The organism is Gilliamella sp. wkB112, assembly GCF_001690685.1.
GTDB classification, from domain to species: Bacteria; Pseudomonadota; Gammaproteobacteria; order Enterobacterales; family Orbaceae; genus Gilliamella; species Gilliamella apicola_J.
Map to the genome: position 1 here is coordinate 44063 of NZ_LZGL01000003.1, position 22774 is coordinate 66836.

The following is a 22774-nucleotide window of genomic DNA, read 5'->3' on the forward strand; positions in this document are numbered from 1 at the left end:
CTAATTAGCAATATGATTATATTAAATTTACTTAAACTAACTGTTTGGCTAATAAAGCCCAACGAGTATCAAAATCTGTTGTAGGTAAATATTTAAAATTTGAACGAGAATAACGCGCCATCATACCTTCACAGAAGGCTAGCAACTGACTAGATAAAATGCGTTCATCGGTGGTAAAAGTTATACCTTCACGAATTTTACTTTCACGTAAAACTTGTTTAATTTGTGTTTCAATTTTTTCAAATAGCTGACTTATACGATCTTGTAATTGCTCTTGTTCAAACATTAATGCATGACCAGTCATAATTCTGGTTAATCCCGGGTTTCTTTCTGAAAAACCTAATATCAATGCTAAGATAAGTTGTAAACGAGTAAAAGTTTTAGGTTCGTCTTGTAAAATCGCATTTATGCGCGAAAGTAGAATATCTTCGATATAAGCAATTAAACTTTCAAACATTTTAGTTTTGCTAGGAAAATGTCGATAAAGAGCTGCTTCAGAAACCCCTACAGTTGCAGCTAATTTGGCCGTAGTAATCCTCTGTGTACCTTCATTAGATTCCAGCATGGTTGCTAAAGCTTGTAAAATATCTTCTTTGCGATTTTTATTTTTGACGTTCACAATCATTTTTTACCCGAATGTCCAAAGCCACCCTCACCACGTTGAGATTCAGTGAATTCATCAACAATATTAAATTCTGCTTGAATAACTGGCACAATAATTAACTGAGCAATCCGATCACCAGCCTCTATAGTAAAAGGTGTTTGACTACGATTCCAAAGTGGTACAAATAATTGTCCTTGATAATCAGAATCAATTAAGCCAACCAAATTACCAAGCACAATACCATTTTTAGAACCAAGTCCTGAACGAGGTAAAACTAGAGCTGCTAAGTTTGGATCTGCTATATGCATAGACAAACCTGTTGGGGTTAAAATGGTTTCCCTTGGTTTAATTTCGGTGGTTTTGTCAAACATCGCTCGTAAGTCAATACCAGCTGATCCTTCTGTTGCATAAGTTGGTAGTGGAAATTCATCACCTAAACGTTTATCTAAAATTTTAATATCAATTTTTCTTTTCATTACGACTCACTTTATATAGAGTTGAGATTGCTTCAAGTAACTGCTGTGCTAATATATTTTTACCACTTAATGGTAACGTTTGTTCGCCATTTTGCCAATAAAGGGTTAATGCATTTTGATCAGAATTAAAACCAATTGTTTTATTTGAAACATCATTAGCACATATCAAATCTAAATTTTTACTAGTTAATTTTTTAAGAGCATAAGTTTTAACATTATTGGTTTCAGCAGCAAATCCAACTACAAATGGGCGTTGTTTTTTTAGTGCGGCCACTGCAGCAACTATATCAGGATTCTTGACTAATCTAATCACCAGTTCATTATTATTATCCGTTTTTTTTATTTTTTGCGACGCAATTGTAGCAGCGTGATAATCAGCTACTGCAGCACAAGCAATAAAAATATTAGATTTTTGGGCTTGTTCCAACGCTGTTTTGTACATTTCTTTAGCGCTTTTTACGTCAATTCGGGTCACATTATTAGGGGTATCTAAATGTACCGGACCACTAATTAGTGTCACTGTTGCGCCCATTTCAGCTGCTGTTTTAGCAATAGCAAACCCCATTTTCCCTGAGCTGTAGTTACTGATATAGCGTACCGGATCGATATCTTCAACAGTTGGCCCAGCGGTAATAGTGATGGAAGTACCAGTTAGTTTTGCCGAAGACAAAAAGTAATTGTTAATATGCTCAATAATAGCACTTGGTTCAAGCATACGGCCTGGGCCAATATCTCCACATGCTTGATAACCGTTTTCTGGGCCCAATATTAAAATATTTCTGGAAGCTAACGTCCTCAAATTATGCTGAGTAGCTGATGCTTTATACATTTGTTGATTCATTGCTGGTGCTAGCATGATAGGCGCCGAAGTTGCTAAACAAATAGTGGATAATAGATCATCAGCAATACCATTAGCTATTTTAGCTATAATATTGGCTGTAGCTGGTGCAATTAATAGTAGATCAGCCCATTTTGCTAGCTCAATATGACTCATTGATAGCTCAGCAGAAGGATCAAATAAATCACAGGAAACAGGATTACCTGATACTACTTGTAATGTCATTGGTGTCACAAAATGTTTGGCTGAATCAGTGATTACTACATGTACTTGTGCTCCTGCTTTTTTTAAATGGCGAACCAAATCAGGACACTTATAAGCAGCAATGCCACCAGTGATCCCTAATAAAATACGTTTACCAGATAAATTCATAATCAAGCTTCCTTCATGCCCAAACTGAAAGCGTTATATTACCACAATTAAGCTAGATGATAAGTAGCTCTTTCGCATTGGCTAATGTTGCCTCGGTGATTTTATCACCACCTAATAAGCGAGCAAGCTCATGTAACCGACCACTAATATCTAACTGTTGCATATCTGTTGTAGTTTGTTTACCGTTAGTTTGTTTACTTACAAAATAGTGTTGATTGGCATGGCCAGCAACTTGAGGTAAATGTGTGACTGTAATTACTTGAGTTGATTGACCTAATTGTTTTAATAACTGCCCAACTTTAGCAGCGGTTGAACCACTTATACCTACATCAATTTCGTCAAATATTAATGCCGGGGTATCCATTTTTTTTGCTGTTAATACTTGAATCGCCAACGCAATTCGAGACAGCTCACCTCCAGACGCCACTTTGGCAAGTGGTTGCATATTTTGCCCGGCATTAGTACTAACAAGGAAAGTAACTTGGTTAGCACCGTCTTCATTTAGGCGGTTTTCATCAAAATTTATGTCTATGCTGAATTGACCATTTGGCATTGATAATTCATGCATAATGGTAGTTACTTTTTTAGCTAAAGTTTTACTAATGGTTAAGCGTTTTTGATGTAATTTATTAGCAATTTCCAAAGCTATTACATAGTATTTAGCTATATCTTCTTTTAGTCGTTCATTTTGTTCATCTTGCTGATTATACTGTTTAAATTCGGCTAATAGGTTTTGATATAATTCCGGTAAGGCTTCGGGTGCAACATGATGTTTACGTGCTAGTGTTATTTGTTTTGATAATCGTTGTTCAAGTTGCATGACTCGCTCAGGATCTATTTCTAAATTTTCACTATAATGACGTAGTTCGTAACTAGCTTCTTTGATTTGAATCGATGCCTCTTCCAACATGCTATAAATATTGATTAGAGTAGGATCGAGCTCTGATAATTCTTGAATACTATTTTTAACACTATTCAACAAGTTGCTGACATTATATTCATCAGCTTCCTCTAATAACATTACCGACTGGTTACTAAGATTAATTAATTGTTCACTGTTAGATAATCGTTTATATTCTTCATCAATTTGTTGGTACTCACCTTCGATAGGGGAAAATTCATTTAGTTCTTTTAATTGATATTGCAAAAGTTGTATATGAGCATCACGTTCTTGTTTTGATGCTTCATATTGTTGATAAGCACGGCATGCTTCTTTCCACTGTTTATAAGCTTGATTCATTTGAGCAAGTAGTGTTGGATCATTCATATAATGATTTAATAGGAATTGCTGATAGTCACTACGTAAAAGGCGTTGATGTTCATGTTGCCCATGAATTTGAATCAGCATTTGGCCTAAATCTTTTAATTGTGAAATTGGTACTGCGCGACCATTAATAAATGCTTTAGAACGACCATCTTGATTAATAACGCGACGTAAAATACATTCATTACCTTCATCGAGTTGATTTTCAGCTAACCAAGAAAAAGCAGCTGGGGTGTCATCAAGTATAAAATTAGCAGAAATATCCACCCGATCAGCACCAGATCGAATAGATGAAGCATCAGAGCGATTACCTAAACATAATCCTAATGCGTCAATAGCAATCGATTTACCGGCACCAGTTTCACCGGTAATGGCGGTCATGCCGGTAGTAAAATCGACTAATAGCTGATCAACTATCGCAAAATTATTAATGGCTAATTGAGTTATCATAGTAAATTCATACATAAGACCAGTTAAAATTAATGCCAGTATAACAATAAAAACACTGTAAATAAATACAGTTATATTAAATAATATAAATTTTCTTTAAATTAAGAATAGGTTTTGAGTTATGGTTTAACTAAATCGTAAGATCACATCTTGAACAGCAAATAATCGTTGTAAAGCTTGAGTATCAATGATTTTATTGGGAATATTAAGTGTAGCATTAGTAAGATTTCGAGCATTAAGTGAAGATTCACAAACATAGACATCTTCAATATCATATAATTCCAACATATTGAATGTAGCAATATAATCCCGCATTAAAATTTTTTCAGGATATTGCTCAGGTAACAAGTGCAACACACCATCGCCTATAAAAAAAACTGAAATATGATTAATCACTGACATAGCTAAAGCAATGTCTAATGCTTCTCTACCTTTGGCATTTCCATGAGGAGGGGTGTTAATAATAATTGCTACTTTTTTCATTTAACAGCCTTCATTTTAAAATTGAATAACTCGATCACAAATAGCCACTGCTTCACTTAGTTCACTAAGTCCGGTTAATGTAAAATGATTAGCAAGATTTTGTTCAGTAATGCCACGTCGCTGAGCGGCAGCTACACAAATATTTAATGGAAAACAATACGTTTCAGCTAGTTGTTGCCATGCAGAAATTAAATCAAATTCATCATTAGCCGGATCAGTATAGCTGTTTCCGTTATAAACGCCATCCGCATAAAAAAAAATGTTTTTAATCGTATGTGTAGTTTGGGTTAGAAGTGTTTGCGTGAATTGATAAGCACAATAAGCAGATTGGGTCCCATAAGCCGGACCCATAACCACAATTGTGTAATTTAATGGAATAATCACATTATTTTGTTGATTTTTTTGGTTCAGTTGCTTCTTTTTCATTACTATTATTGTCGCCATCAATACCAAGTAACTCAACTTCAAATACTAATGTTGACGCTGGTTGAATTCCTGCCTTGTCATCTTGTGCTGGAAGGCTTTGATCGCCATAAGCTAAATCTGGTGGTACTACTAATTTGATTTTACCACCCACGCCAATTAATTGGATTCCTTCGGTCCACCCTTTAATTACACCATTAAGTGGAAACGTTGCAGTTTCATTGCGGTCATAAGAACTATCAAATTTGCGTCCATCGATTAATGTACCAGTATAGTGAACAATAACTGTATCTTCAGCGGCTGGATGACGTCCAGAACCTTCTTGAATTATTTGATAAAGTAACCCGGATTTAGTTTGCTTAACACCAGCTTGTTTTGCAAAATCAGTGCGGAATTTGTCACCAGCTTCAGTGTTAGTTGCTTTTTCTTTTTCAAAACGAGCTTTATTTTCTTCCTGAATACGTTTTCCAAATGCTTCTAGTACTGTTTTAACTTCATCTTTAGACAGTTGAGAATCATTACGGAATGTCTCGTTAAAACCACTTATTAAATATTCAGAATCAGCGCTAATTTCATTTTGTTCTAAGTTTGATTTCATATAAGAGGCAAATGATGAACCTAATGCATAAGCTTCTTTTTGCGCATCAGTTGAGATAGTTACTTTATTTGATGCTGCTGGACTATTTTTCTTGTCATCACAGCCCACTAATGCTAACACTATGGCGCTGCTTACTAATGTCATTTTAATCAATGATTTCATGTTACTTCTCCAAGTAAAAAACTTTTTAGCTAAATATTCAATTTATTATATATGATTTAACATAGGATAATATAGTATTTACAAATCATTTATTTAATAAATCAACTTTAACGTATAACTAACAGTTTAATTGCTATAAATTAGGGTTATTTAAATCATTCTTGAGTGAAAGTGGCATCCTCAGTATAATAGCAAAAGTTTATTTTAAATAATGTAAAAGGATAGCTATTTTGACTACCGAACTTAATACTCTTGATATTGAAGAAATCATTAGTTTATTACCTCATCGTTTCCCATTTTTAATGGTTGATCGTGTGCTTTGTTATGAAAAAGGTAAAACGTTAAAAGCAATCAAAAATGTCACTGTTAATGAACCTTTCTTTCAAGGTCACTTCCCTAATAAACCAATTTTCCCAGGTGTATTAATTTTAGAAGCAATGGCTCAAGCAACAGGAATCTTGGCATTTAAAAGTATTGAAGAATTAACACCCGGGCAACTATATTATTTTGCTTCTATAGATAAAGCTCGTTTTAAAAGACCGGTGGTACCAGGTGATCAGATTGTACTAGATGTTGAATATATTAAAGAACGTCGTGGTATTGCATTATTCCATGGTGTTGCAACTGTTGATGGGAAATTGGTTTGCGAAGCCGAAATGATGTGTGCTCGTAAATAGTATTTGTTTTTAACAAACCCGAAAACAGTATTAAGGAAATTCTATGGCAACGGATATACATCCAAGTTCAGTGATTGAAAAAGGTGCCAAAATTGGTGATAACGTCAAAATTGGCCCTTTCTGCTTTATTGGTGAAAATGTTGAAATTGGTGACGGGACCTTTTTAAAATCACATATAGTTATAAATGGTCATACTAAAATAGGTAAAGATAATCAAATCTATCAATTTGCTTCAATTGGTGAGGTAAATCAGGATTTAAAATACCGTGGTGAACCTACACGTACCGAAATTGGCGATCGTAATATGATCCGAGAAAGTGTAACTATTCATCGTGGTACTGTACAAGGTGGTGAATTAACTCGCATTGGTAATGATAATTTATTTATGATTAATGCACACATTGCCCATGATTGCCAAATTGGCAATCGTTGTATTTTAGCCAATAATGCAACGCTGGGCGGGCATGTTCAATTAGATGATTTTGTTATTATTGGTGGTATGACTGCCGTTCATCAATTTTGTGTCATCGGCACGCACGTTATGGTTGGTGGTTGCTCTGGTGTAGCTCAAGATGTTCCCCCTTATGTAATTGCTCAAGGAAATCATGCAACTCCTCATGGTGTTAATTATGAGGGTCTAAAACGCCGAGGTTTTAGTAAAGAAGCCTTACAAGCGATCCGCAATACTTATAAAATTCTTTATCGAAATGGCTTAGCATTAGATGATGCCAAACTCGAAATAGAAGCTATTGCTAAACAATACCCTGAAGTACAGTCGTTCATTGACTTTTTCTCTCGTTCAACTCGAGGCATTATTCGTTAATGACTAATAAACCATTAACTATTGCTTTAGTCGCCGGAGAAACCTCTGGCGATATTCTAGGTGCAGGTTTAATTCGTTCTCTCAAAAATCGCTATCCAAATATTCAATTCATTGGTATTGCCGGGCCACAAATGCAAGCACAAGGTTGCCAAGCATGGTATGAAATGGAAGAATTATCGGTTATGGGTATTGTTGAAGTTTTGGGACGATTACGCCGCATTTTAGCAATACGACGGGATATAACTAAACGTTTAATTGCACTCAAACCTGATATTTTTATCGGCATAGATGCTCCAGATTTTAACCTTTCATTAGAAGGTAAACTAAAACAGGCTGGCATTAAAACCATTCATTATGTTAGTCCATCAGTTTGGGCTTGGAAGCAAAAACGTGTTTTTAAAATTAAGCGTAATACCGATCTTATTTTAGCTTTTTTGCCTTTTGAAAAAGCCTTTTATGATAAATTTGATGTACCATGTCGTTTTATTGGTCACAAAATGGCAGATGATGTGCCGTTGCAACCAGATCAAACAGCTATGAGGCAACAATTAGGAATACCTATTAATGGTCGGTGCTTAGCCTTATTAACTGGTAGCCGTCATGCCGAAGTTACATTATTATCAAAACCTTTTTTACTTGCCGCAAAATTATTAAAACAGCGTTATCCAGATTTACATATTGTAGTGCCTTTAGCCAATGCTAAACGACGAGCAGAATTTGAGCAAATCAAAGCCGAAATAGCTCCAGAACTTGATATGCAATTATTAATGGGCCATGCTCGCGAAGCCATGATCGCCAGTAATGCTTCGATCTTGGCTTCGGGTACGGTAGCATTAGAATGTATGTTAGCTAAATGCCCAATGGTAGTTGGTTATAAAATGAAAGCATTTACTTTTTGGTTAGCAAAAAAATTAATAAAAACACCTTACGTCTCTTTACCCAATATTTTAGCGGGTAAAGAAATTGTACCTGAGTTATTACAACAAGATTGCACTCCCGAAAATATTACCAATCATATTATTCCTTTTTTAGAAGGTAATAATGCTCAATTGCAACAAACATTTCTTTCGTTGCATAAGCAAATACGTTGTAATGCTGACGAACAAGCGGCACAAGCTGTGCTCGATGTTTTAGGAGTTGCGACTTGTTGCTAGAATTTACCTACCCTGATGCTACACTTATTGCTGGTGTAGATGAAGTGGGCCGTGGTCCGCTTTGTGGTGATGTTGTTACTGCAGCCGTTATTTTAGATCCTAATAAACCGATTATTGGCCTTACCGATTCCAAAAAACTAACCGAAAAAAGACGCGAACAATTATTTGATATTATCAAACAAAATGCTTTAGCTTGGTTTATAGCCAGAGCTTCAGTCGATGAAATTAATGAATTGAACATTTTACATGCTACCATGTTGGCGATGCAACGAGCTGTGGCAGGCTTGCCTATTAAACCCAATTTTGTATTAGTCGATGGTAATCGTTGCCCTAATTTTGATATTGAAACTCAAGCTGTTATAAAAGGTGATTTACTGGTTGCAGAAATTAGTGCTGCCTCAATTTTGGCTAAAGTCACACGTGATCGCGAAATGGTTGAGTTAGATAAGTTATACCCACAATATGGTCTGGCTCAGCATAAAGGTTACCCAACCAAAGCCCATTTAGAAGCAATTAAAGAACATGGTATTAACCATCTATATCGTAAAGGTTTTGCGCCAGTAAAAAATTTGGCGTTATTTTAAAATTACCATTGCTTAGTAACCGTTATCAGTAAAGGGGAATTAAACATAGCAACTGGCGAAATCACAGTTTCTTGGTAAGGAATTTTATTACCATAACGTTCTTTCAATATCTTTTTCACTAAAGATGACGAAAGATTAAATTCTTTAATGGTTTGTAATTGACCTATTTTTAACTTCAGTGCCCTGTCATAAATCTTCCAAACTAATTCTGAGCAATAAATGTAACTATCATCCCAGCCAAACCAGTTATCATAAGGCTTACCTTCAAAAGTACTAGCAACTTGCTTTAGTTTATCAATCTCATTTGAAGATAAATTATGATCTTTTAAACGTTTAATTATATAATTTTTATGTTTCCCTCGTTCAATCCAGTTATTCAATGGCGTATAAACCACTTTACTGCTAGCTTCAAAAACATAGGTCCGGCCATTTACAATAAAAATAATACCCACATGACTATACGGAGAATTAGTTGCTTGTTCAACAGCTTGACTCTGTCTTGATTGTGAAGATTGAAAAATAATATCCCCGTCTTGTGGTTTATAGTTAGCGTTACTAACGAAGCTCACCAATAATATTAATGCAAAAATAAAACGCATACATGATTACCTATAAACAAAGTTAACTCACGTTATTTTATAGATAAAAAGCCACTTATAAAATTACTAATTATAAGTGGCAATAGTCTTTTTAAATTAAAGATGTTAATCTCGGTTAGTAAATATAGAAGTTGATTTGGTTTTATACATAAATTTACTAGCAATAGCAAAACGAATTGCTTTAAATAAGCCGAGTAAACTTGCTTGGTGGATACGATACAATATTCGATGAATCATTAAAGCTAAAAATCCTTTAACTCCCATTTCATTTTTACCAAGTAATTTAATTACACCTTGAGCTGTATCATGTAGAGAAATAATCGTTCCACTATCTATATATTTAAAAGATTTTAATGATTGATTATTTAATATTCTAATGATGTTTTCATAACAAATTTTTGCCATCTGATGAGCAGCTTGCGCTGTTGGAGGTGAGGCTCGACCACTATCTTGCATAGCGTAAGCACAATCACCTATAACAAAAATGTTGTCATCTCGCGTGGTTTGTAATGTAGGTTTAACCATTAGCTGATTGGAACGACTGGACTCTAACCCTGCGATTTCTTTTAAATAATCCGGTGCTTTAACACCAGCCGTCCAGATCATAATATCCGCCTTAATAACATCACCTTCTTTTGGGTAGAAACCATCACTTTCGGCTTTAGTTATCATAGTTTTAGTTAATACATGGATACCGCATTTTTGCAAAGTTTGAGTGATACTCGAAGCTGTTTTTGCAGGTAATGCTGGCAAAATGCGATCGGTAGCTTCAATCACGGAGACGTCTAAAAGATCAGAACACATTTTATTACGTCCACAAGCACCAAAAGCTTCTATCATATGCGGTAATTCAGATGCAAGTTCAACACCAGTTGCACCACCGCCAACAATTGCAATACGGATTTTATCTGCATCGATGCTTTCATGTTCATCAATTATAGAACAGAAACTGGTAAATTTTGTAATTAGTGTTTCACGTAAATGAATTGCTGCATTTTGATCATCTAAAAAAATACAATGTTCTTTAACACCTGGGGTACCGAAATCATTGGAGGTACTTCCAATTGCAATAACTAAAATATCGTAAGCTAAAGATATAGTTTGGTCTTTATGATCAGTAACGATAATTTGTTTGTTTTCTCGATCTATATTTGTAAAAGTACCTTGGGTAAATTGAAAATAATGTTGTAGTCCTTGAGAGGCATAATAAATATTATCGACTTGTTCATCAAGTAATCCGGTGGCAACTTCATGTAACAAGGGTTTCCAAAGATGATAACTATTTTTATCAATGAGTGTTATTTCAGCTTGATTGTTTTTACCTAGTTTATCACCTAAGTCTGTTGCTAGCTCTAAGCCACCAGCACCACCACCAATAATAATTATTTTCTTCATAATTTTACCTTTTCAATTTAATTACGAATATCATACTAAATAAGTAGGTTTTTATCTATTTTCTTTGACTAATCTTATCTATAAATAAAAACTATTAAAAATATAGCTTACATTTATTGAAATTAACTTAATGTTTTTATTAGTTTATTTTGGATAATTAAAATTAATTTGATAATTAAGATATAAATCTCCTGTTAATTTTTGAATTAGAATTGACTTAACTTGTATAGATACCGTTCTTTCCGTATAATGCTACCGATAATAATTGGTAGTGTGTTATTTCTGTTCCACATACAATTATTTTAACTCTCTTTATCTTACCCATTTAATATCACTCTATAATAGAATTTTATGAATAAAAAAACTTTTATTATTATAGCGTTAATTGTTATTTTAATTTCAATGACAATTTTAATTCGTTCGCATAATAGCCAACTTATACTACAAGGTGAAGTTGATGCGCCTAATGTTAATGTTGCTTCTAAAGCTAAAGGGCGAGTACAACTTATTCATGTAAATCGTGGTGATGATGTCAAACCAAATGACATTTTAATTACTCTTGATAGCCCTGAACTTTTAGCTCAAGTTAAAGCTGCTGCTGCGGCCCGCGATCAGGCACAAGCACAAGTGGCACTTTCTGATAATGGCACCCGCGAAGAAAGTATTCGTTATTACCAAGCACTACTTCAGCAAGCTAAAGCGACTTATGACAATGCTAAAAAAGAATACGATCGTAATAAAGCTATTGCTGCTAAAGGGTTTGTGTCACAATCGATATTAGATAATGCCTTAAAAACCCGTGATTCTGCCTTTCAACAAGTACAATCAGCACAAGCTAATTTAGATCAAGCTAAAAATGGTGATCGTGTTGAGCAACGTGAAATTTATGCCGCAAAATTACAAGAGGCCGAAGAACAACTTAAACAGTTGCAAATTCAATATGACGATTTACAAGTTAAATCGCAAGTAGAAGGGGAAGTAGGAGCAATTCCTGCTGAAGAGGGTGAATTATTTAATGCTAATAGCCCGTTATTAACCATAATTCGGCTACCTCAAGCTTATTTTGTCTATAATCTTCGTGAAGATATTATGCCCCATATTCATAAAGGTGACCGAGTCAAACTAGAGGTACCAGCACTAGGGCATAAAGAAGTTGAAGCGGAAATTCGCTATATTGCTCCAATGGGTGATTATGCTACTAAAAGAGCTACTCGAGCCACTGGTGATTTTGATTTAAAAACTTTTGAAGTTAGATTGTATCCTATTAATCATGTTGACGGATTGCGTTCAGGTATGAGCTCATTATGGAAATTAGACAATTAATGTTGGATTTCTACCATCGTTTTAAAGATGCGTTTAATGATGAAATTCCGACCATATTTAGGCGGTTCACTTTCCATTGGTTAATGTGGATTTTACCGCTTATTATTTTCATATTAATCAGCAGCATTTTTTATCGTGGGGTACTATTTGATTTACCTGTGGGGTATATCGATCTGGATAAAAGTGTTTTATCTCGTGAAATTGTCCGTGATCTTAATGCCGCTGCACATGCTGATCTTGTCAATTATGATAATCAACTTACCCAAGCTAAACGTGATCTTGAGAAAGCTAAGATTTACGCAATACTTTATATCCCATCTGATTTTGAAGCCGATGTATTAGCTGGCCGCCAACCTACACCAATGCTCTATTATAACGCTTTGTATTACAGTGCTGGTTTATATTCAATTATGGATTATTCAGGACTAATTGCCACGTTGAATACTCAATACCGAACCACTATGGCAACTAGTATAGGGCTGGCAGTACCACCTTTAGCTAAAGTTAATTTTAATTATGATGGTTTGTTTAATGCTAGTGGTAATTCAATGTATTTCCAGCAATTTTCCGCAGTGGTACATTTGCTGCAGTTATTTGTGGTTACAATAACTATCCATATTTTAGCGCAATTACCTAAACGTACTCGTCCAAACTACCCATTTGTATTAGGTAAATTAGCACCTTACACCATTTGGTTTACAATGTTGCTCATTTTTGAAATTGCTATGTTAGTATTCTTTTCAAAAGCCAGAGTTTCAGGTTCGCCATTTGCTATGATAATTGTAGTATTTTTCTATGTGATTGCGGCCCAAAGTATTGGTATTTTACTGTATACCTTTACTAAAACGTCAATTGATGCCTACACCTATATTGGTGTATTAGTTGGACTGGCATTAACTTATTCCGGTATTGTGGTACCCGAACTTTCCATGCCATGGATTGCTAGACTTATTTCATCGCTGGAACCTTTAACCTATGCACTCAATAAACTGTTTGATCTGTTTTTACGTCACTCTAGTTGGTTATCAGTACTAAAAACCTGCGGTATTCTAATGGTTTACCCAATAATTATCACTGTATTAGTTAGAAAACGTCTCGTTAGACGTTTACATTCGCAGTAAGAGGATAATATTCGGATGGTTAAAATATTTTGGTCTTCATTTGTAAGAATATTTTTCTTCTTATTAGGACGACCAATGTGGTTATTATTACTATTATCGGTTTCACTAATGAGCCTTGTTTATAGTAATGGTACTATCACTAATTTACCTGTAGCTATTGTTGATCTTGATCATTCAGCAGCAAGTCATAGTTTAATCCGATCATTAAATACTAGTACCAAAATTGAAATTTCTATGTATGAAAGCTCGTTAGAAGCTTACGATGATATTAATACCCGTAAACTTTTTGCGGTTATTACTATTCCTAGAAATTTTGAAAAAAAATTGTTAAATGGCGAAGAAATTACTATCCCTGCTTATGGGGATGCATCAAGTCGTTTGGCCAATGGTTTAATACAGCTTGATCTAAGAGGAATTTATCAGCAGATTTTAACTGATATCAATACTAAGATAATGAGTAATAGTGGTTTTTCTGACAAACAAATTAATATTATTTTATCGCCAATCAACGGTCAGACCGAGCCTCTTTATAATGCCGGAATAAGTTTTGCTGCGATTACTTTTCCTGGCTTATTAGTGATGCTATTGCAACACTCGTTTTTAATTGCTGCTACTCGAACTAATATTACCTTAAGCTCATTACCTCAGGGTAAACCTCCTAAAATTGTCGTCTTTGGTAGTTTATGTGGTTTAATTCCAATCTGGTTATTTTTATCAATTGTATTATTTGGTTTATGGCCTTGGGTGCTCGGTTATCGCCAATTAGCCAGTATTCCGGAAATATTAGTAATGACATTTCCATTATTAATAGGTGTTATGGGCTTGAGTAAATTAGTTACAGAGTGTTTGCGCCGTACAGAGATGATTTATTTGACGCTGGCATTTTTAACTACACCAGTTTTCTACCTTTCAGGTACTATTTGGCCTCTTGATGCGATGCCGCTTTGGGTACAATTTGTATCACATTTATTACCATCAACATGGGCAACCAATATGATTGCTGGGGTAAACCAAATGGGGTTAAGTTTATCAGATAATTTATTAAATATCTTTATGATCCTGTTGCTAGGATTGATTTATAGTTGCATGGGTATTTTTATTTGTGCTTTGAGGGAAGGTCGGGTAAGAAGATTTTTCCGAAAAATTAAGAAATTCAATCAAATGAAAATAAAACAGATCAATACTAAACATTAGTAATAATAAACACGGGTAACAACTTAACGGTTGAGTAAAAAAATGATTTTTATTACAGAACGTGAATCATTTTTTTATTCCTGTTATGATGATTAGTAATTTTTATCAACAGAAATAACATGTTAGATTTAGATGAAATTTTACCCATGGATGCTCAGTTTACGATTAAAAACCTTACCTCTGTCCTTATCTGCTATTTTTGTAGGTAACGCTCTCGCTTTTTGGGAACAACAATTCCATTGGTTAGTCATGGTTTTAGCGCTGATTACAGCATCTTTATTACAAATACTTTCTAATTTAGCCAATGACTATGGCGATGCCATCAAAGGAAGTGATAAAACAAATCTCACCGGACACACTCGAGGAATTCAATTAGGTTTAATAACTCTCAAACAATTAAAATTTGCATTATGGCTTAATACTATTTTATGCATTTTAGCCGGACTGGGGTTATTAATATTAGCGTGTCAAAATATCTATGAATTATTTAGTTTTTTATTATTAGGATTATTATCAATTATTGCCGCTATAACTTATACAGTGGGAAAAAAACCATATGGTTATATTGGATTAGGTGATTTATCAGTACTGATTTTTTTTGGCTTAGTTGGTGTAATGGGTAGTTATTATTTGCAAACCAAATCATTACCAACCTTTATTTTATTGCCTGCCATAGGTAGTGGATTATTATCGGTGGCGGTACTTAATATCAATAATTTACGTGATATCGATAGTGACCGTCGCAACCATAAACGCACATTAGTGGTATTAATGGGTAATACTGTTGGCCGTTATTATCAGCTATTTTTATTATTACTAGCATGGTTGTTACTTGGCTTATTTGCATACTTTTATTTACATACCCTTTGCAGTGGCTTGTTTATATTAACATTGCCACTATTGGTTAAACATATTTATGCTGTTTTCACATTTAATTCATTTAAAGACGCTCCACAGCTATTATTACAGATGGTCAAGCTTGCTTTATTGACTAATTTACTTTATTGTTTGGGTATTATTTTGAGCTAGCTCACGTTTATTTAAATTTTATATCGAGTTACTCATGGTTAGCGGTATACTAGATTAAATTAAATATGACGGCAAAAGGAGACTTGATGATGGAGTTTGATACTTCAATTCTTTGCGATTATTACCCAGAAGATGTTAACGTAGTTGAACCGATATTTAGTAATTTTGGTGGAGTAGCATCATTTTCAGGCCAAGTTGTAACTGTTAAGTGCTTTGAAGATAACGGTTTACTATACGAAGTATTACAATCGGACGGGTCTGGAAAAGTCTTAGTTATTGATGGTGGTGGTTCAGTCCGCCGCGCATTAATTGATGCTGAACTGATTGATATTGCTGTTCAAAACCAATGGGAAGGTATTATTGTTTATGGTGCCGTCCGTCAAGTTGATTACCTTGCTGAAGCTGAACTAGGTGTGCAAGCATTAGCCGCAATTCCGGTTGGCGCTGATGACCAAGGAGTAGGCGAAGTTGATATTCGAGTGAATTTTGGTGGTGTAACCTTCTTTTCTGGTGATTTTGTGTATGCGGACAATACTGGTATTATTTTGTCCGAAATAGCACTTGAAATTGAAGAAAAATAAAAATATTACTCACCGCCGATGGTAATTATCGGCGGGTTTTATACTAAAACATATGCTTCTCCTGAAACATCTTAACAAAAATATTTATAGAGTACGGTTACGAATATAACCTCCGGTTGAAGTTTTGATTAATCCTTCCAATTCCATATCTAATAATTTACTTGTTACCTCCGGAATCGTTAAATTTAGCTGTTCAGCAATAAGATCAATTGCAATTGGCTGATGATGAATAACTGCAAAGATTTCTGGATATAAAATGCTATTTGTCTGCTTGCTACTTTCATGTTGTTGCATATTTACGGTGGATAAATAACCGCAGTAGTGTTCTAAAATGTCGGTTGGTTTAGTTACTAAATAAGCGCCTTGTTTAATTAACGAGTGAGTCCCATTACAATTTTCATTATCAATATTACCAGGCAAGGCAAACACATCGCGGTTTTGTTCAAGTGCATAACGAGCGGTGATCAGTGAACCACTTTTTTCCGATGCCTCAACAACAAATGTACCTAAGCTCAAACCACTAATAATTCGATTACGCCGCGGAAAATATTCTGGTCTGGCCGCTTCAAATGGTGAAAACTCTGACACAATAACGCCATTTTGAGCAAGAATATCATTAGCTAATCTTAGATTTGCTTTTGGGGTAATATTAGCATTACCACTACCTAGAACTGCGATTGTGTTTCCTGAAACTTCAAGAGCTCCTCTATGGCAAATTGCATCGAGCCCTAGCGCTAGCCCACTAGTTATTGTTAAACCATTTATTGCCAATTCGCCAGCAAAATAGCGCCCCCATTGGGCGCCATATTCGCTAAATTCACGGCTCCCCACCATAGCAATTTGTGGTGAATGTAATAATTGTTGATTACCTGTAACAAATAACAATGAAGGTGGAGAACTAATTTGCTTTAGTAAAAGTGGATAATCCACATCACAATAAGCAATTATGCTATTTTGCTGGTCAGCAGCATTTAACCAATCAAGCATGGGTTCGAAGTGTAAATAAGAAACTTCAAAGAAGCGTGATTGTTGACTATTAGATAATCCTATACTGGTTAATATAAACGGCACATCAGATAATTGTTCTGGTAATCCTTTTTTAAAAAGTTGACTAATTCTTTTAAAGAACGTAATTTTTCCAATTCCTAGCATTGAAATTCGTAGAAAAAATTCATATTTACTCATCATAGTCTTTGTACATTTATTTTAAACAACTGCTAACCCTTAAATTGGTAAGATATATTTGACCAATAGCTAACAAAAGCTATTCATTAACAAGATAAATGTTTACAATGTTTACAGAATTTAATTAACCTTATTTTTGAGGAGTAGATCGAAGAATTTATGGCTATTTTACCGATATTACGTTTTCCTGATAAACGACTTCGCAAAATTGCAAAGCCAGTTACCCATTTTACCCCTGAACTACAAACAATCATTGATAATATGATTGAGACTATGTACGCTGAAAATGGTATTGGGCTGGCAGCTACGCAAGTGGATGTGCATGAGCAAATTATTGTGATTGATGTATCAGAAGATAAAAATCAACTCTATGTGATTATTAATCCCGAAGTCATTAGTCAAGAAGGTGAAACCGGTATTGAAGAAGGTTGTTTATCAATACCAGATTGCCGTGGATTTGTTCCGAGATCTGAAAAAATTAAAATCAAAGCCCTTGATCGCCATGGTGAAGCTTATGAAATAGATGCCGATGAGTTACTGGCTATTTGTATTCAACATGAAATGGATCATTTAAAAGGTAAGTTATTTGTTGACTACCTCTCACCGCTAAAACGTCAACGCATCGAACAAAAAATGAAAAAAATGACTCGGGAAGAGCAGAAAAATAAATAAAATTAACCGCCACAGTTGTGGCGGTAGACTTATAAAAGTAGTTATTTGGCAACAATTACCATTGCTGGGCGAATCAATCGACCATTTAAGGTATAACCTTTTTGAATGGTATTAACTATTTGCCCTGATTGATGATCAGGTGACTCAACCATACTAATTGCTTGGTGTACATCCGGATTTAATTGTGAGTCATCTGTACTAACCACTTCAATGCCAAACTTTTTCACTGTATCTAAAAATGATTTTAACGTAAGCTCTAAGCCTTCAACCGTAGCTTGATGCTCTGGATTATTTTTATCGGTTGATTCTAATGCACGTTCTAAATTATCAATCACTGGTAATAATTCATTGGAAAATTTTTCTAATGCATATTTACGTGCTTTATCAACATCTTGCTCCACACGTTTGCGGACATTATCAATTTCTGCGCGCGCACGGATCATGGCTTCACTTTCATTTTTCTTAGCTAGTTGTAATTCTTGTTCAAGCTCAGCAATGCGAGCGTCTTTAGCTTTTAATTGCTCATCAATACTAGGTTCTGCTGGTGCCTCTTTTTCGGTAGGCTCTTCCGTCACAGTTTGATTGTTATTTTCATTTTCTGACAAATTCTTATCTTGCTCTGTCATAAGGTACTCCAAATGTAGTCGAAAACTTAATGAATTAGAGTTATTATGGGGACAATTTTTATTATTACAAGTTTATCGGTATATTGATAAGTGTTTTTTTAATCTTTGGTGAAAAAATACATAAGTTAATCGGCAATATTACAGGGATATTTTATGGATAAACCATTTAAATGTATTGGCTTAATTGGAGTTCCACGTAAATTAGAAGCAATTGAAACCCATCAAGTGCTTTATGATTGGCTTGTTAAACAAAAAATTCGCGTGTTAGTCGAAGACAGATTGGCTGAATTTATTTCATTTCCGGTTAGTGAGTATGCTTCATTAGATACTATCGGCAAACAAGCTGATCTGGCCATCGTGGTTGGCGGTGATGGAAATATGTTGCGGTCAGCTCGTTATTTGTCACATTATAAGATCAAGATAATTGGCGTAAATCGCGGTAATTTAGGTTTTTTAACTGATATTTTACACGAACAGGCCATTGAACAGTTAAGCCCAGTTATTGCTGGTGATTATGATGATGATCCCCGGTTTTTACTTGAAGTATCCATTTATGATAATGGTGCATTAATCAACTCTGGTTTTGCCGTTAATGAGATTGTGGTCACACCAAATACTGTTGCTCATATGATTGATTATGATGTATATATTAATGAACGCAATGCTTTTTCACAGCGCGCTGACGGTTTAATTATTGCTACACCTACAGGTTCTACCGCCTATTCATTGTCAGCCGGAGGACCAATTTTGGCTCCACATTTAGATGCTTTAATTATTACACCAATGTTCCCGCATTCATTATCGGTTAGACCTCTGGTTATTAAGAGTGATAATCCAATCCATCTTAAATTCCCAACCACAGCATTAGATTTAAATATCGCTTGTGACAGCCAAATTATTTTGCCGGTTAAACCAAACCAAGATGTGATTATTCGCCGCTCAGCGTATGAATTTAACTTAATTCATTCCAAAGATTATGATTACTTTAATAATCTTTCAAGTAAATTAGGATGGTCACAAAAGATGTTTTAAGCATGCTACTGACTAAAACTAAATAGTAACAGTAGTCAATTAAAGCATTACAGCTAAAACTAGAAAGTAATTATTTTGGCTAAAATCCAAACCGTAGCCGATGAAAAAATGGCTGCGATAACATCATCGATCATAATGCCAAAACCGCCGGGTACTCTTTTATCTAACCAACGAATTGGCCACGGTTTGGTCATATCAAAAATTCTAAAAGCAATAAAAGCAATAGCAATCCAAATAGCAGAAATTTGTGGGATAAAAAATAATGTGATCCACATACCTACAAACTCGTCCCAAACAATATGTCCGGAATCATGAGTATGGGTATCATCAGAAGTTTTTTGGCATAAAAAGCAACCAAATACAAAAGCGACAGTAATAAGTACCCAATACAAAGCTAGTTGCAAACCATTAAATAGTAACCAAAGTGGAACGGCCATTAATGATCCCATCGTGCCAGGCATTATTGGTGACATACCGCTACCCAAACCAACTGCTAAAAAATGAATGGGATTGCTTAGTTTAAGGTATTGTTTAAAATCTTTATTGCGATCTTGTTTTGTCATTATGGCCTATTTTAGTCACTAAAATGATATTGTTATGCCGATATTAGATCGGCATAAGTATGAAGAAAATACTTATTAACTGTATTTCCTAATTGGCAGGTATATTATGCGTCTTTACTTAAGGTTGCAACCATTACTGCTTTGATAGTATGCAGTCTATTTTCCGCTTCATCAAATACAATACTGTGCTGAGATTCGAAAACGTCGTCGGTCACTTCCAGCCCATTAGCTAAACCATATTGTGTGGCCATTTGTTTACCAACGGTGGTATTCATATCATGAAAAGCCGGTAAACAATGCATAAATTTAACATTTGGATTATTAGTTAGTTTAATAACATTCTGATTAACTTGATAAGGCGTTAATAACTTAACACGTTCATCCCATACTTGTTTAGGTTCACCCATTGACACCCAAACATCGGTATATAAAAAATCCACATCTTTAACGCCAGTCGTTACATTCTCGGTTAGGGTAATTTTTGCTCCGGTGGTTTTGGCTATTGCTTGACACTTTTGTACAAGATCGGCTTCGGGTTGGCACGCTTTTGGAGCGACTAACCGAATATCCATGCCCATTAAGGCGGCACCTTCCATCAATGAATTGCCCATGTTATTACGTGCATCACCTAAATAAGCAAACTTAACAGATTTAAGTTCCCGATCGTCAATATGTTCTTTCATAGTCATAAAATCAGCTAAAATTTGTGTTGGGTGAGCTTCAGTAGTTAAGCCATTCCAAACTGGCACACCAGCATATTTTGCCAATGTTTCCACAATATTTTGCCCATAACCGCGGTACTCAATACCGTCATACATTCGTCCCAATACCCGTGCGGTATCGGCAATCGATTCTTTATGGCCAATTTGACTACCACTTGGTCCTAAATAAGTAACACAAGCACCTTGATCAAAAGCACCAACTTCAAAAGCACAACGCGTGCGCGTAGAATCCTTTTCAAAAATTAAGGCGATGTTTTTGCCCGTAAGATATTTCTGTTCCGTACCTTGTTGTTTGGCTTGTTTTAGTTTGATTGCCAGATCGATTAATTGATTAATTTCGGCAGGGGTAAAATCGAGTAAGCGTAAAAAGTGACGCTGATAAAAACCGTACATAACTTGCTCCTAGGAACTATAAATATTTTTATAATTTTATTTGAATAATTATGCAAATTCAAGTTAAACGTAATTAAATGGACAATCTTTAGTGTTCACCTTTAAAAAATCTCAAAATTTAGACTTATTTATTCAATTAATTTTTATAATAGTGCTTTTTTTGTTTAAAAAAGTGTAATAAAATGCCTAGATATTACATCTTCAACTACAAGTCTAAATGAATTTTTATTCATATTTAATGATTTGTTATTCAAAGGTATTGTAGATTATGCACACTTATGCCCTCCTTATGTTACAAGATGGTTCACAATTTATTGGCAAATCAATTGGTGCTGATGGTCAAACTGTTGGCGAAGTAGTATTTAATACCTCGATGACTGGCTATCAAGAAATTGTGACAGATCCGTCTTATGCCGAGCAAATGGTTACATTAACCTATCCGCATATTGGTAATGTAGGTACTAATGATGCTGATGCCGAATCGACTCAAGTTTATGTTAAGGGACTTATTATTCGAGATTTGCCACTATTAGCGAGTAATTACCGCAATGAGTTAGATCTATCTAGTTATTTAAAACAACATAAAGTGGTAGCTATTGCTGATATTGATACCCGCCGCTTAACGCGTATTTTGCGTGAAAAAGGGGCACAACATGGTGTCATTATTACCGCGAGCGATAAAGAAGCTTTATTGGCACAAGCCGAGTCTGGCAAACAGCAAGCTAACAATTTTAAAGGTCTAAAAGGGCTGGATTTAGCTAAACAAGTAACGTGTAAGCAAAGTTATAGTTGGACTCAAGGTTTATGGACAAGGCAACATGAACTACCAAAACCTAAAGCAGAGAGTGAATTACCTTACCATGTGGTGGCTTATGATTTTGGGGTAAAACGTAATATTTTGCGGATGTTAGTTGCCCGTGGTTGTAGATTAACCGTAGTGCCTGCAAAAACCAGTGCTGAAGAAGTACTAGCATTAAATCCAGATGGCATTTTTTTATCAAATGGTCCGGGCGATCCGGCACCTTGTACTTATGCCATTGATGCTATTAAACAGTTTTTAACCACAAATGTTCCGGTATTTGGAATCTGTTTGGGCCATCAGTTATTGGCGCTCGCGTGCGGTGCCAAAACGGTAAAAATGAAATTCGGTCATCATGGTGGTAATCATCCGGTTAAAGATCTTGAGAACAATCGCGTGATGATCACTGCCCAAAATCATGGTTTTGCCGTGGATGAAAGTAGTTTACCTACTCATTTGCGAGCCACACATAAATCCCTGTTTGACGGTTCACTACAAGGTATTCATCATAATGAAAAGCCTGCTTTTAGCTTTCAAGGTCACCCAGAAGCCAGTCCTGGTCCACACGATGCTGCCCCACTTTTTGATCACTTTATTGAATTAATTAAAATTTACAAGCAGGAGCAATAACC

General features: G+C 35.1%; 24 protein-coding genes and 1 pseudogene. 12 read left to right on the forward strand and 13 right to left on the reverse strand.

Features of this window, described 5'->3' with window-relative positions:
* Positions 1-31: 31 nt before the first annotated feature.
* From slmA to fkpA, 7 genes are all read right to left on the reverse strand, one after another.
* Positions 32-625, reverse strand: coding sequence for a nucleoid occlusion factor SlmA (gene slmA / locus A9G12_RS00340; RefSeq protein ID WP_065563907.1), 594 nt, complete (start codon positions 623-625; stop codon positions 32-34).
* The gene (gene dut / locus A9G12_RS00345) at positions 622-1080 is read right to left on the reverse strand and encodes a dUTP diphosphatase (protein ID WP_065563908.1); all 459 of its coding nucleotides are present in this window, start codon (positions 1078-1080) and stop codon (positions 622-624) included. The genes slmA and dut overlap by 4 nt, the downstream gene beginning before the upstream one ends.
* Entirely contained in the window at positions 1064-2290 is a 1227-nt protein-coding gene (gene coaBC / locus A9G12_RS00350; RefSeq protein WP_065563909.1) for a bifunctional phosphopantothenoylcysteine decarboxylase/phosphopantothenate--cysteine ligase CoaBC, read from the reverse strand. Before coaBC ends, dut begins: the two co-directional genes overlap by 17 nt.
* Positions 2291-2342: 52 nt before the next feature.
* The gene (gene recN, locus A9G12_RS00355) at positions 2343-4004 is read right to left on the reverse strand and encodes a DNA repair protein RecN (protein WP_065563910.1); all 1662 of its coding nucleotides are present in this window, start codon (positions 4002-4004) and stop codon (positions 2343-2345) included.
* A gap of 126 nt (positions 4005-4130) precedes the next feature.
* Positions 4131-4487 carry a sulfurtransferase complex subunit TusC gene (gene tusC, locus A9G12_RS00360; protein WP_065563911.1) on the reverse strand — a complete coding sequence of 119 codons (357 nt, stop codon included), beginning with the start codon at positions 4485-4487 and terminating at the stop codon, positions 4131-4133.
* A gap of 15 nt (positions 4488-4502) precedes the next feature.
* Positions 4503-4913 carry a sulfurtransferase complex subunit TusD gene (tusD, locus tag A9G12_RS00365; RefSeq protein ID WP_065563912.1) on the reverse strand — a complete coding sequence of 137 codons (411 nt, stop codon included), beginning with the start codon at positions 4911-4913 and terminating at the stop codon, positions 4503-4505.
* Positions 4873-5670 carry an FKBP-type peptidyl-prolyl cis-trans isomerase gene (gene fkpA / locus A9G12_RS00370; RefSeq protein ID WP_065563913.1) on the reverse strand — a complete coding sequence of 266 codons (798 nt, stop codon included), beginning with the start codon at positions 5668-5670 and terminating at the stop codon, positions 4873-4875. The genes tusD and fkpA overlap by 41 nt, the downstream gene beginning before the upstream one ends.
* Before the next feature lie 230 nt (positions 5671-5900).
* On the opposite strand from fkpA, the gene fabZ reads away from it, so the two are divergent.
* The 4 genes from fabZ to rnhB are packed head-to-tail and all read left to right on the forward strand — an operon-like array spanning position 5901 to position 8908.
* Entirely contained in the window at positions 5901-6347 is a 447-nt protein-coding gene (fabZ, locus tag A9G12_RS00375; RefSeq protein WP_065555628.1) for a 3-hydroxyacyl-ACP dehydratase FabZ, read from the forward strand.
* 43 nt (positions 6348-6390) lie between these two features.
* A complete protein-coding gene (gene lpxA, locus A9G12_RS00380) occupies positions 6391-7170 on the forward strand; it encodes an acyl-ACP--UDP-N-acetylglucosamine O-acyltransferase (RefSeq protein WP_065563914.1) in 780 nt (259 codons plus the stop codon).
* A complete protein-coding gene (gene lpxB / locus A9G12_RS00385) occupies positions 7170-8324 on the forward strand; it encodes a lipid-A-disaccharide synthase (RefSeq protein ID WP_065563915.1) in 1155 nt (384 codons plus the stop codon). The genes lpxA and lpxB overlap by 1 nt, the downstream gene beginning before the upstream one ends.
* Positions 8318-8908 (forward strand): ribonuclease HII, encoded by a 591-nt coding sequence (rnhB, locus tag A9G12_RS00390; RefSeq protein ID WP_065564031.1) that lies wholly within the window; start codon positions 8318-8320, stop codon positions 8906-8908. The genes lpxB and rnhB overlap by 7 nt, the downstream gene beginning before the upstream one ends.
* Positions 8909-8910: 2 nt before the next feature.
* On the opposite strand, the gene A9G12_RS00395 is transcribed toward rnhB, so the two are convergent.
* Together A9G12_RS00395 and A9G12_RS00400 are read right to left on the reverse strand one after the other, a co-directional pair.
* The gene (locus A9G12_RS00395) at positions 8911-9507 is read right to left on the reverse strand and encodes a YiiX family permuted papain-like enzyme (RefSeq protein ID WP_065563916.1); all 597 of its coding nucleotides are present in this window, start codon (positions 9505-9507) and stop codon (positions 8911-8913) included.
* Between the two features lie 122 nt (positions 9508-9629).
* Positions 9630-10902 (reverse strand): annotated as a pseudogene (locus A9G12_RS00400) (NAD(P)/FAD-dependent oxidoreductase); the annotation flags it as partial.
* A gap of 351 nt (positions 10903-11253) precedes the next feature.
* On the opposite strand from A9G12_RS00400, the gene A9G12_RS00405 reads away from it, so the two are divergent.
* From A9G12_RS00405 to rraA, 5 genes are all read left to right on the forward strand, one after another.
* Entirely contained in the window at positions 11254-12225 is a 972-nt protein-coding gene (locus tag A9G12_RS00405) for an HlyD family secretion protein (protein ID WP_065563918.1), read from the forward strand.
* Complete coding sequence (locus tag A9G12_RS00410) at positions 12207-13346, forward strand: ABC transporter permease (protein ID WP_065563919.1); 1140 nt, start codon at positions 12207-12209, stop codon at positions 13344-13346. Before A9G12_RS00405 ends, A9G12_RS00410 begins: the two co-directional genes overlap by 19 nt.
* A 15-nt stretch (positions 13347-13361) precedes the next feature.
* Positions 13362-14540 (forward strand): ABC transporter permease, encoded by a 1179-nt coding sequence (locus tag A9G12_RS00415; RefSeq protein ID WP_065563920.1) that lies wholly within the window; start codon positions 13362-13364, stop codon positions 14538-14540.
* Between the two features lie 132 nt (positions 14541-14672).
* Positions 14673-15569, forward strand: a complete 897-nt coding sequence (locus A9G12_RS00420) for a 1,4-dihydroxy-2-naphthoate polyprenyltransferase (protein WP_065563921.1) — start codon at positions 14673-14675, stop codon at positions 15567-15569.
* Between the two features lie 89 nt (positions 15570-15658).
* Complete coding sequence (gene rraA / locus A9G12_RS00425; RefSeq protein ID WP_065564032.1) at positions 15659-16150, forward strand: ribonuclease E activity regulator RraA; 492 nt, start codon at positions 15659-15661, stop codon at positions 16148-16150.
* Positions 16151-16234: 84 nt separating this feature from the next.
* Here rraA and dprA read toward each other — a convergent pair whose 3' ends face one another.
* Positions 16235-17302 carry a DNA-processing protein DprA gene (dprA, locus tag A9G12_RS00430; RefSeq protein WP_176701730.1) on the reverse strand — a complete coding sequence of 356 codons (1068 nt, stop codon included), beginning with the start codon at positions 17300-17302 and terminating at the stop codon, positions 16235-16237.
* A 192-nt stretch (positions 17303-17494) separates the two neighbouring features.
* On the opposite strand from dprA, the gene def reads away from it, so the two are divergent.
* Positions 17495-18007 carry a peptide deformylase gene (gene def, locus A9G12_RS00435; RefSeq protein WP_065563922.1) on the forward strand — a complete coding sequence of 171 codons (513 nt, stop codon included), beginning with the start codon at positions 17495-17497 and terminating at the stop codon, positions 18005-18007.
* Between the two features lie 41 nt (positions 18008-18048).
* Here def and grpE read toward each other — a convergent pair whose 3' ends face one another.
* Positions 18049-18633 carry a nucleotide exchange factor GrpE gene (gene grpE / locus A9G12_RS00440; protein WP_065563923.1) on the reverse strand — a complete coding sequence of 195 codons (585 nt, stop codon included), beginning with the start codon at positions 18631-18633 and terminating at the stop codon, positions 18049-18051.
* A gap of 153 nt (positions 18634-18786) precedes the next feature.
* Between grpE and nadK the strand changes: the two genes are divergently transcribed.
* Positions 18787-19665 carry an NAD(+) kinase gene (nadK, locus tag A9G12_RS00445; protein WP_065563924.1) on the forward strand — a complete coding sequence of 293 codons (879 nt, stop codon included), beginning with the start codon at positions 18787-18789 and terminating at the stop codon, positions 19663-19665.
* 59 nt (positions 19666-19724) lie between these two features.
* On the opposite strand, the gene A9G12_RS00450 is transcribed toward nadK, so the two are convergent.
* A complete protein-coding gene (locus A9G12_RS00450) occupies positions 19725-20228 on the reverse strand; it encodes a phosphatidylglycerophosphatase A (RefSeq protein ID WP_065563925.1) in 504 nt (167 codons plus the stop codon).
* A 104-nt stretch (positions 20229-20332) separates the two neighbouring features.
* Complete coding sequence (gene argF / locus A9G12_RS00455) at positions 20333-21343, reverse strand: ornithine carbamoyltransferase (protein WP_065563926.1); 1011 nt, start codon at positions 21341-21343, stop codon at positions 20333-20335.
* Positions 21344-21611: 268 nt separating this feature from the next.
* Here argF and carA point away from each other — a divergent pair, with 268 nt between their 5' ends.
* Entirely contained in the window at positions 21612-22772 is a 1161-nt protein-coding gene (gene carA, locus A9G12_RS00460; protein ID WP_065563927.1) for a glutamine-hydrolyzing carbamoyl-phosphate synthase small subunit, read from the forward strand.
* The last annotated feature ends 2 nt before the right edge of the window (positions 22773-22774 follow it).

Excerpts from the sequence above, each read along its gene's own strand:
- A9G12_RS00450 (WP_065563925.1), bottom strand. The coding sequence starts at position 20,228 with ATGACAAAACAAGATCGCAATAAAGATTTTAAACAATACCTTAAACTA.
- dprA (WP_176701730.1), bottom strand. The coding sequence starts at position 17,302 with ATGCTAGGAATTGGAAAAATTACGTTCTTTAAAAGAATTAGTCAACTT.
- argF (WP_065563926.1), bottom strand. The coding sequence starts at position 21,343 with ATGTACGGTTTTTATCAGCGTCACTTTTTACGCTTACTCGATTTTACC.
- lpxA (WP_065563914.1), top strand. The coding sequence starts at position 6,391 with ATGGCAACGGATATACATCCAAGTTCAGTGATTGAAAAAGGTGCCAAA.
- carA (WP_065563927.1), top strand. The coding sequence starts at position 21,612 with ATGCACACTTATGCCCTCCTTATGTTACAAGATGGTTCACAATTTATT.
- tusC (WP_065563911.1), bottom strand. The coding sequence starts at position 4,487 with ATGAAAAAAGTAGCAATTATTATTAACACCCCTCCTCATGGAAATGCC.
- slmA (WP_065563907.1), bottom strand. The coding sequence starts at position 625 with ATGATTGTGAACGTCAAAAATAAAAATCGCAAAGAAGATATTTTACAA.
- A9G12_RS00415 (WP_065563920.1), top strand. The coding sequence starts at position 13,362 with ATGGTTAAAATATTTTGGTCTTCATTTGTAAGAATATTTTTCTTCTTA.
- dut (WP_065563908.1), bottom strand. The coding sequence starts at position 1,080 with ATGAAAAGAAAAATTGATATTAAAATTTTAGATAAACGTTTAGGTGAT.
- A9G12_RS00395 (WP_065563916.1), bottom strand. The coding sequence starts at position 9,507 with ATGCGTTTTATTTTTGCATTAATATTATTGGTGAGCTTCGTTAGTAAC.
- nadK (WP_065563924.1), top strand. The coding sequence starts at position 18,787 with ATGGATAAACCATTTAAATGTATTGGCTTAATTGGAGTTCCACGTAAA.
- fkpA (WP_065563913.1), bottom strand. The coding sequence starts at position 5,670 with ATGAAATCATTGATTAAAATGACATTAGTAAGCAGCGCCATAGTGTTA.
- def (WP_065563922.1), top strand. The coding sequence starts at position 17,495 with ATGGCTATTTTACCGATATTACGTTTTCCTGATAAACGACTTCGCAAA.
- A9G12_RS00405 (WP_065563918.1), top strand. The coding sequence starts at position 11,254 with ATGAATAAAAAAACTTTTATTATTATAGCGTTAATTGTTATTTTAATT.
- A9G12_RS00420 (WP_065563921.1), top strand. The coding sequence starts at position 14,673 with ATGAAATTTTACCCATGGATGCTCAGTTTACGATTAAAAACCTTACCT.
- rraA (WP_065564032.1), top strand. The coding sequence starts at position 15,659 with ATGGAGTTTGATACTTCAATTCTTTGCGATTATTACCCAGAAGATGTT.
- A9G12_RS00410 (WP_065563919.1), top strand. The coding sequence starts at position 12,207 with ATGGAAATTAGACAATTAATGTTGGATTTCTACCATCGTTTTAAAGAT.
- coaBC (WP_065563909.1), bottom strand. The coding sequence starts at position 2,290 with ATGAATTTATCTGGTAAACGTATTTTATTAGGGATCACTGGTGGCATT.
- recN (WP_065563910.1), bottom strand. The coding sequence starts at position 4,004 with ATGATAACTCAATTAGCCATTAATAATTTTGCGATAGTTGATCAGCTA.
- grpE (WP_065563923.1), bottom strand. The coding sequence starts at position 18,633 with ATGACAGAGCAAGATAAGAATTTGTCAGAAAATGAAAATAACAATCAA.
- lpxB (WP_065563915.1), top strand. The coding sequence starts at position 7,170 with ATGACTAATAAACCATTAACTATTGCTTTAGTCGCCGGAGAAACCTCT.
- tusD (WP_065563912.1), bottom strand. The coding sequence starts at position 4,913 with ATGAAAAAGAAGCAACTGAACCAAAAAAATCAACAAAATAATGTGATT.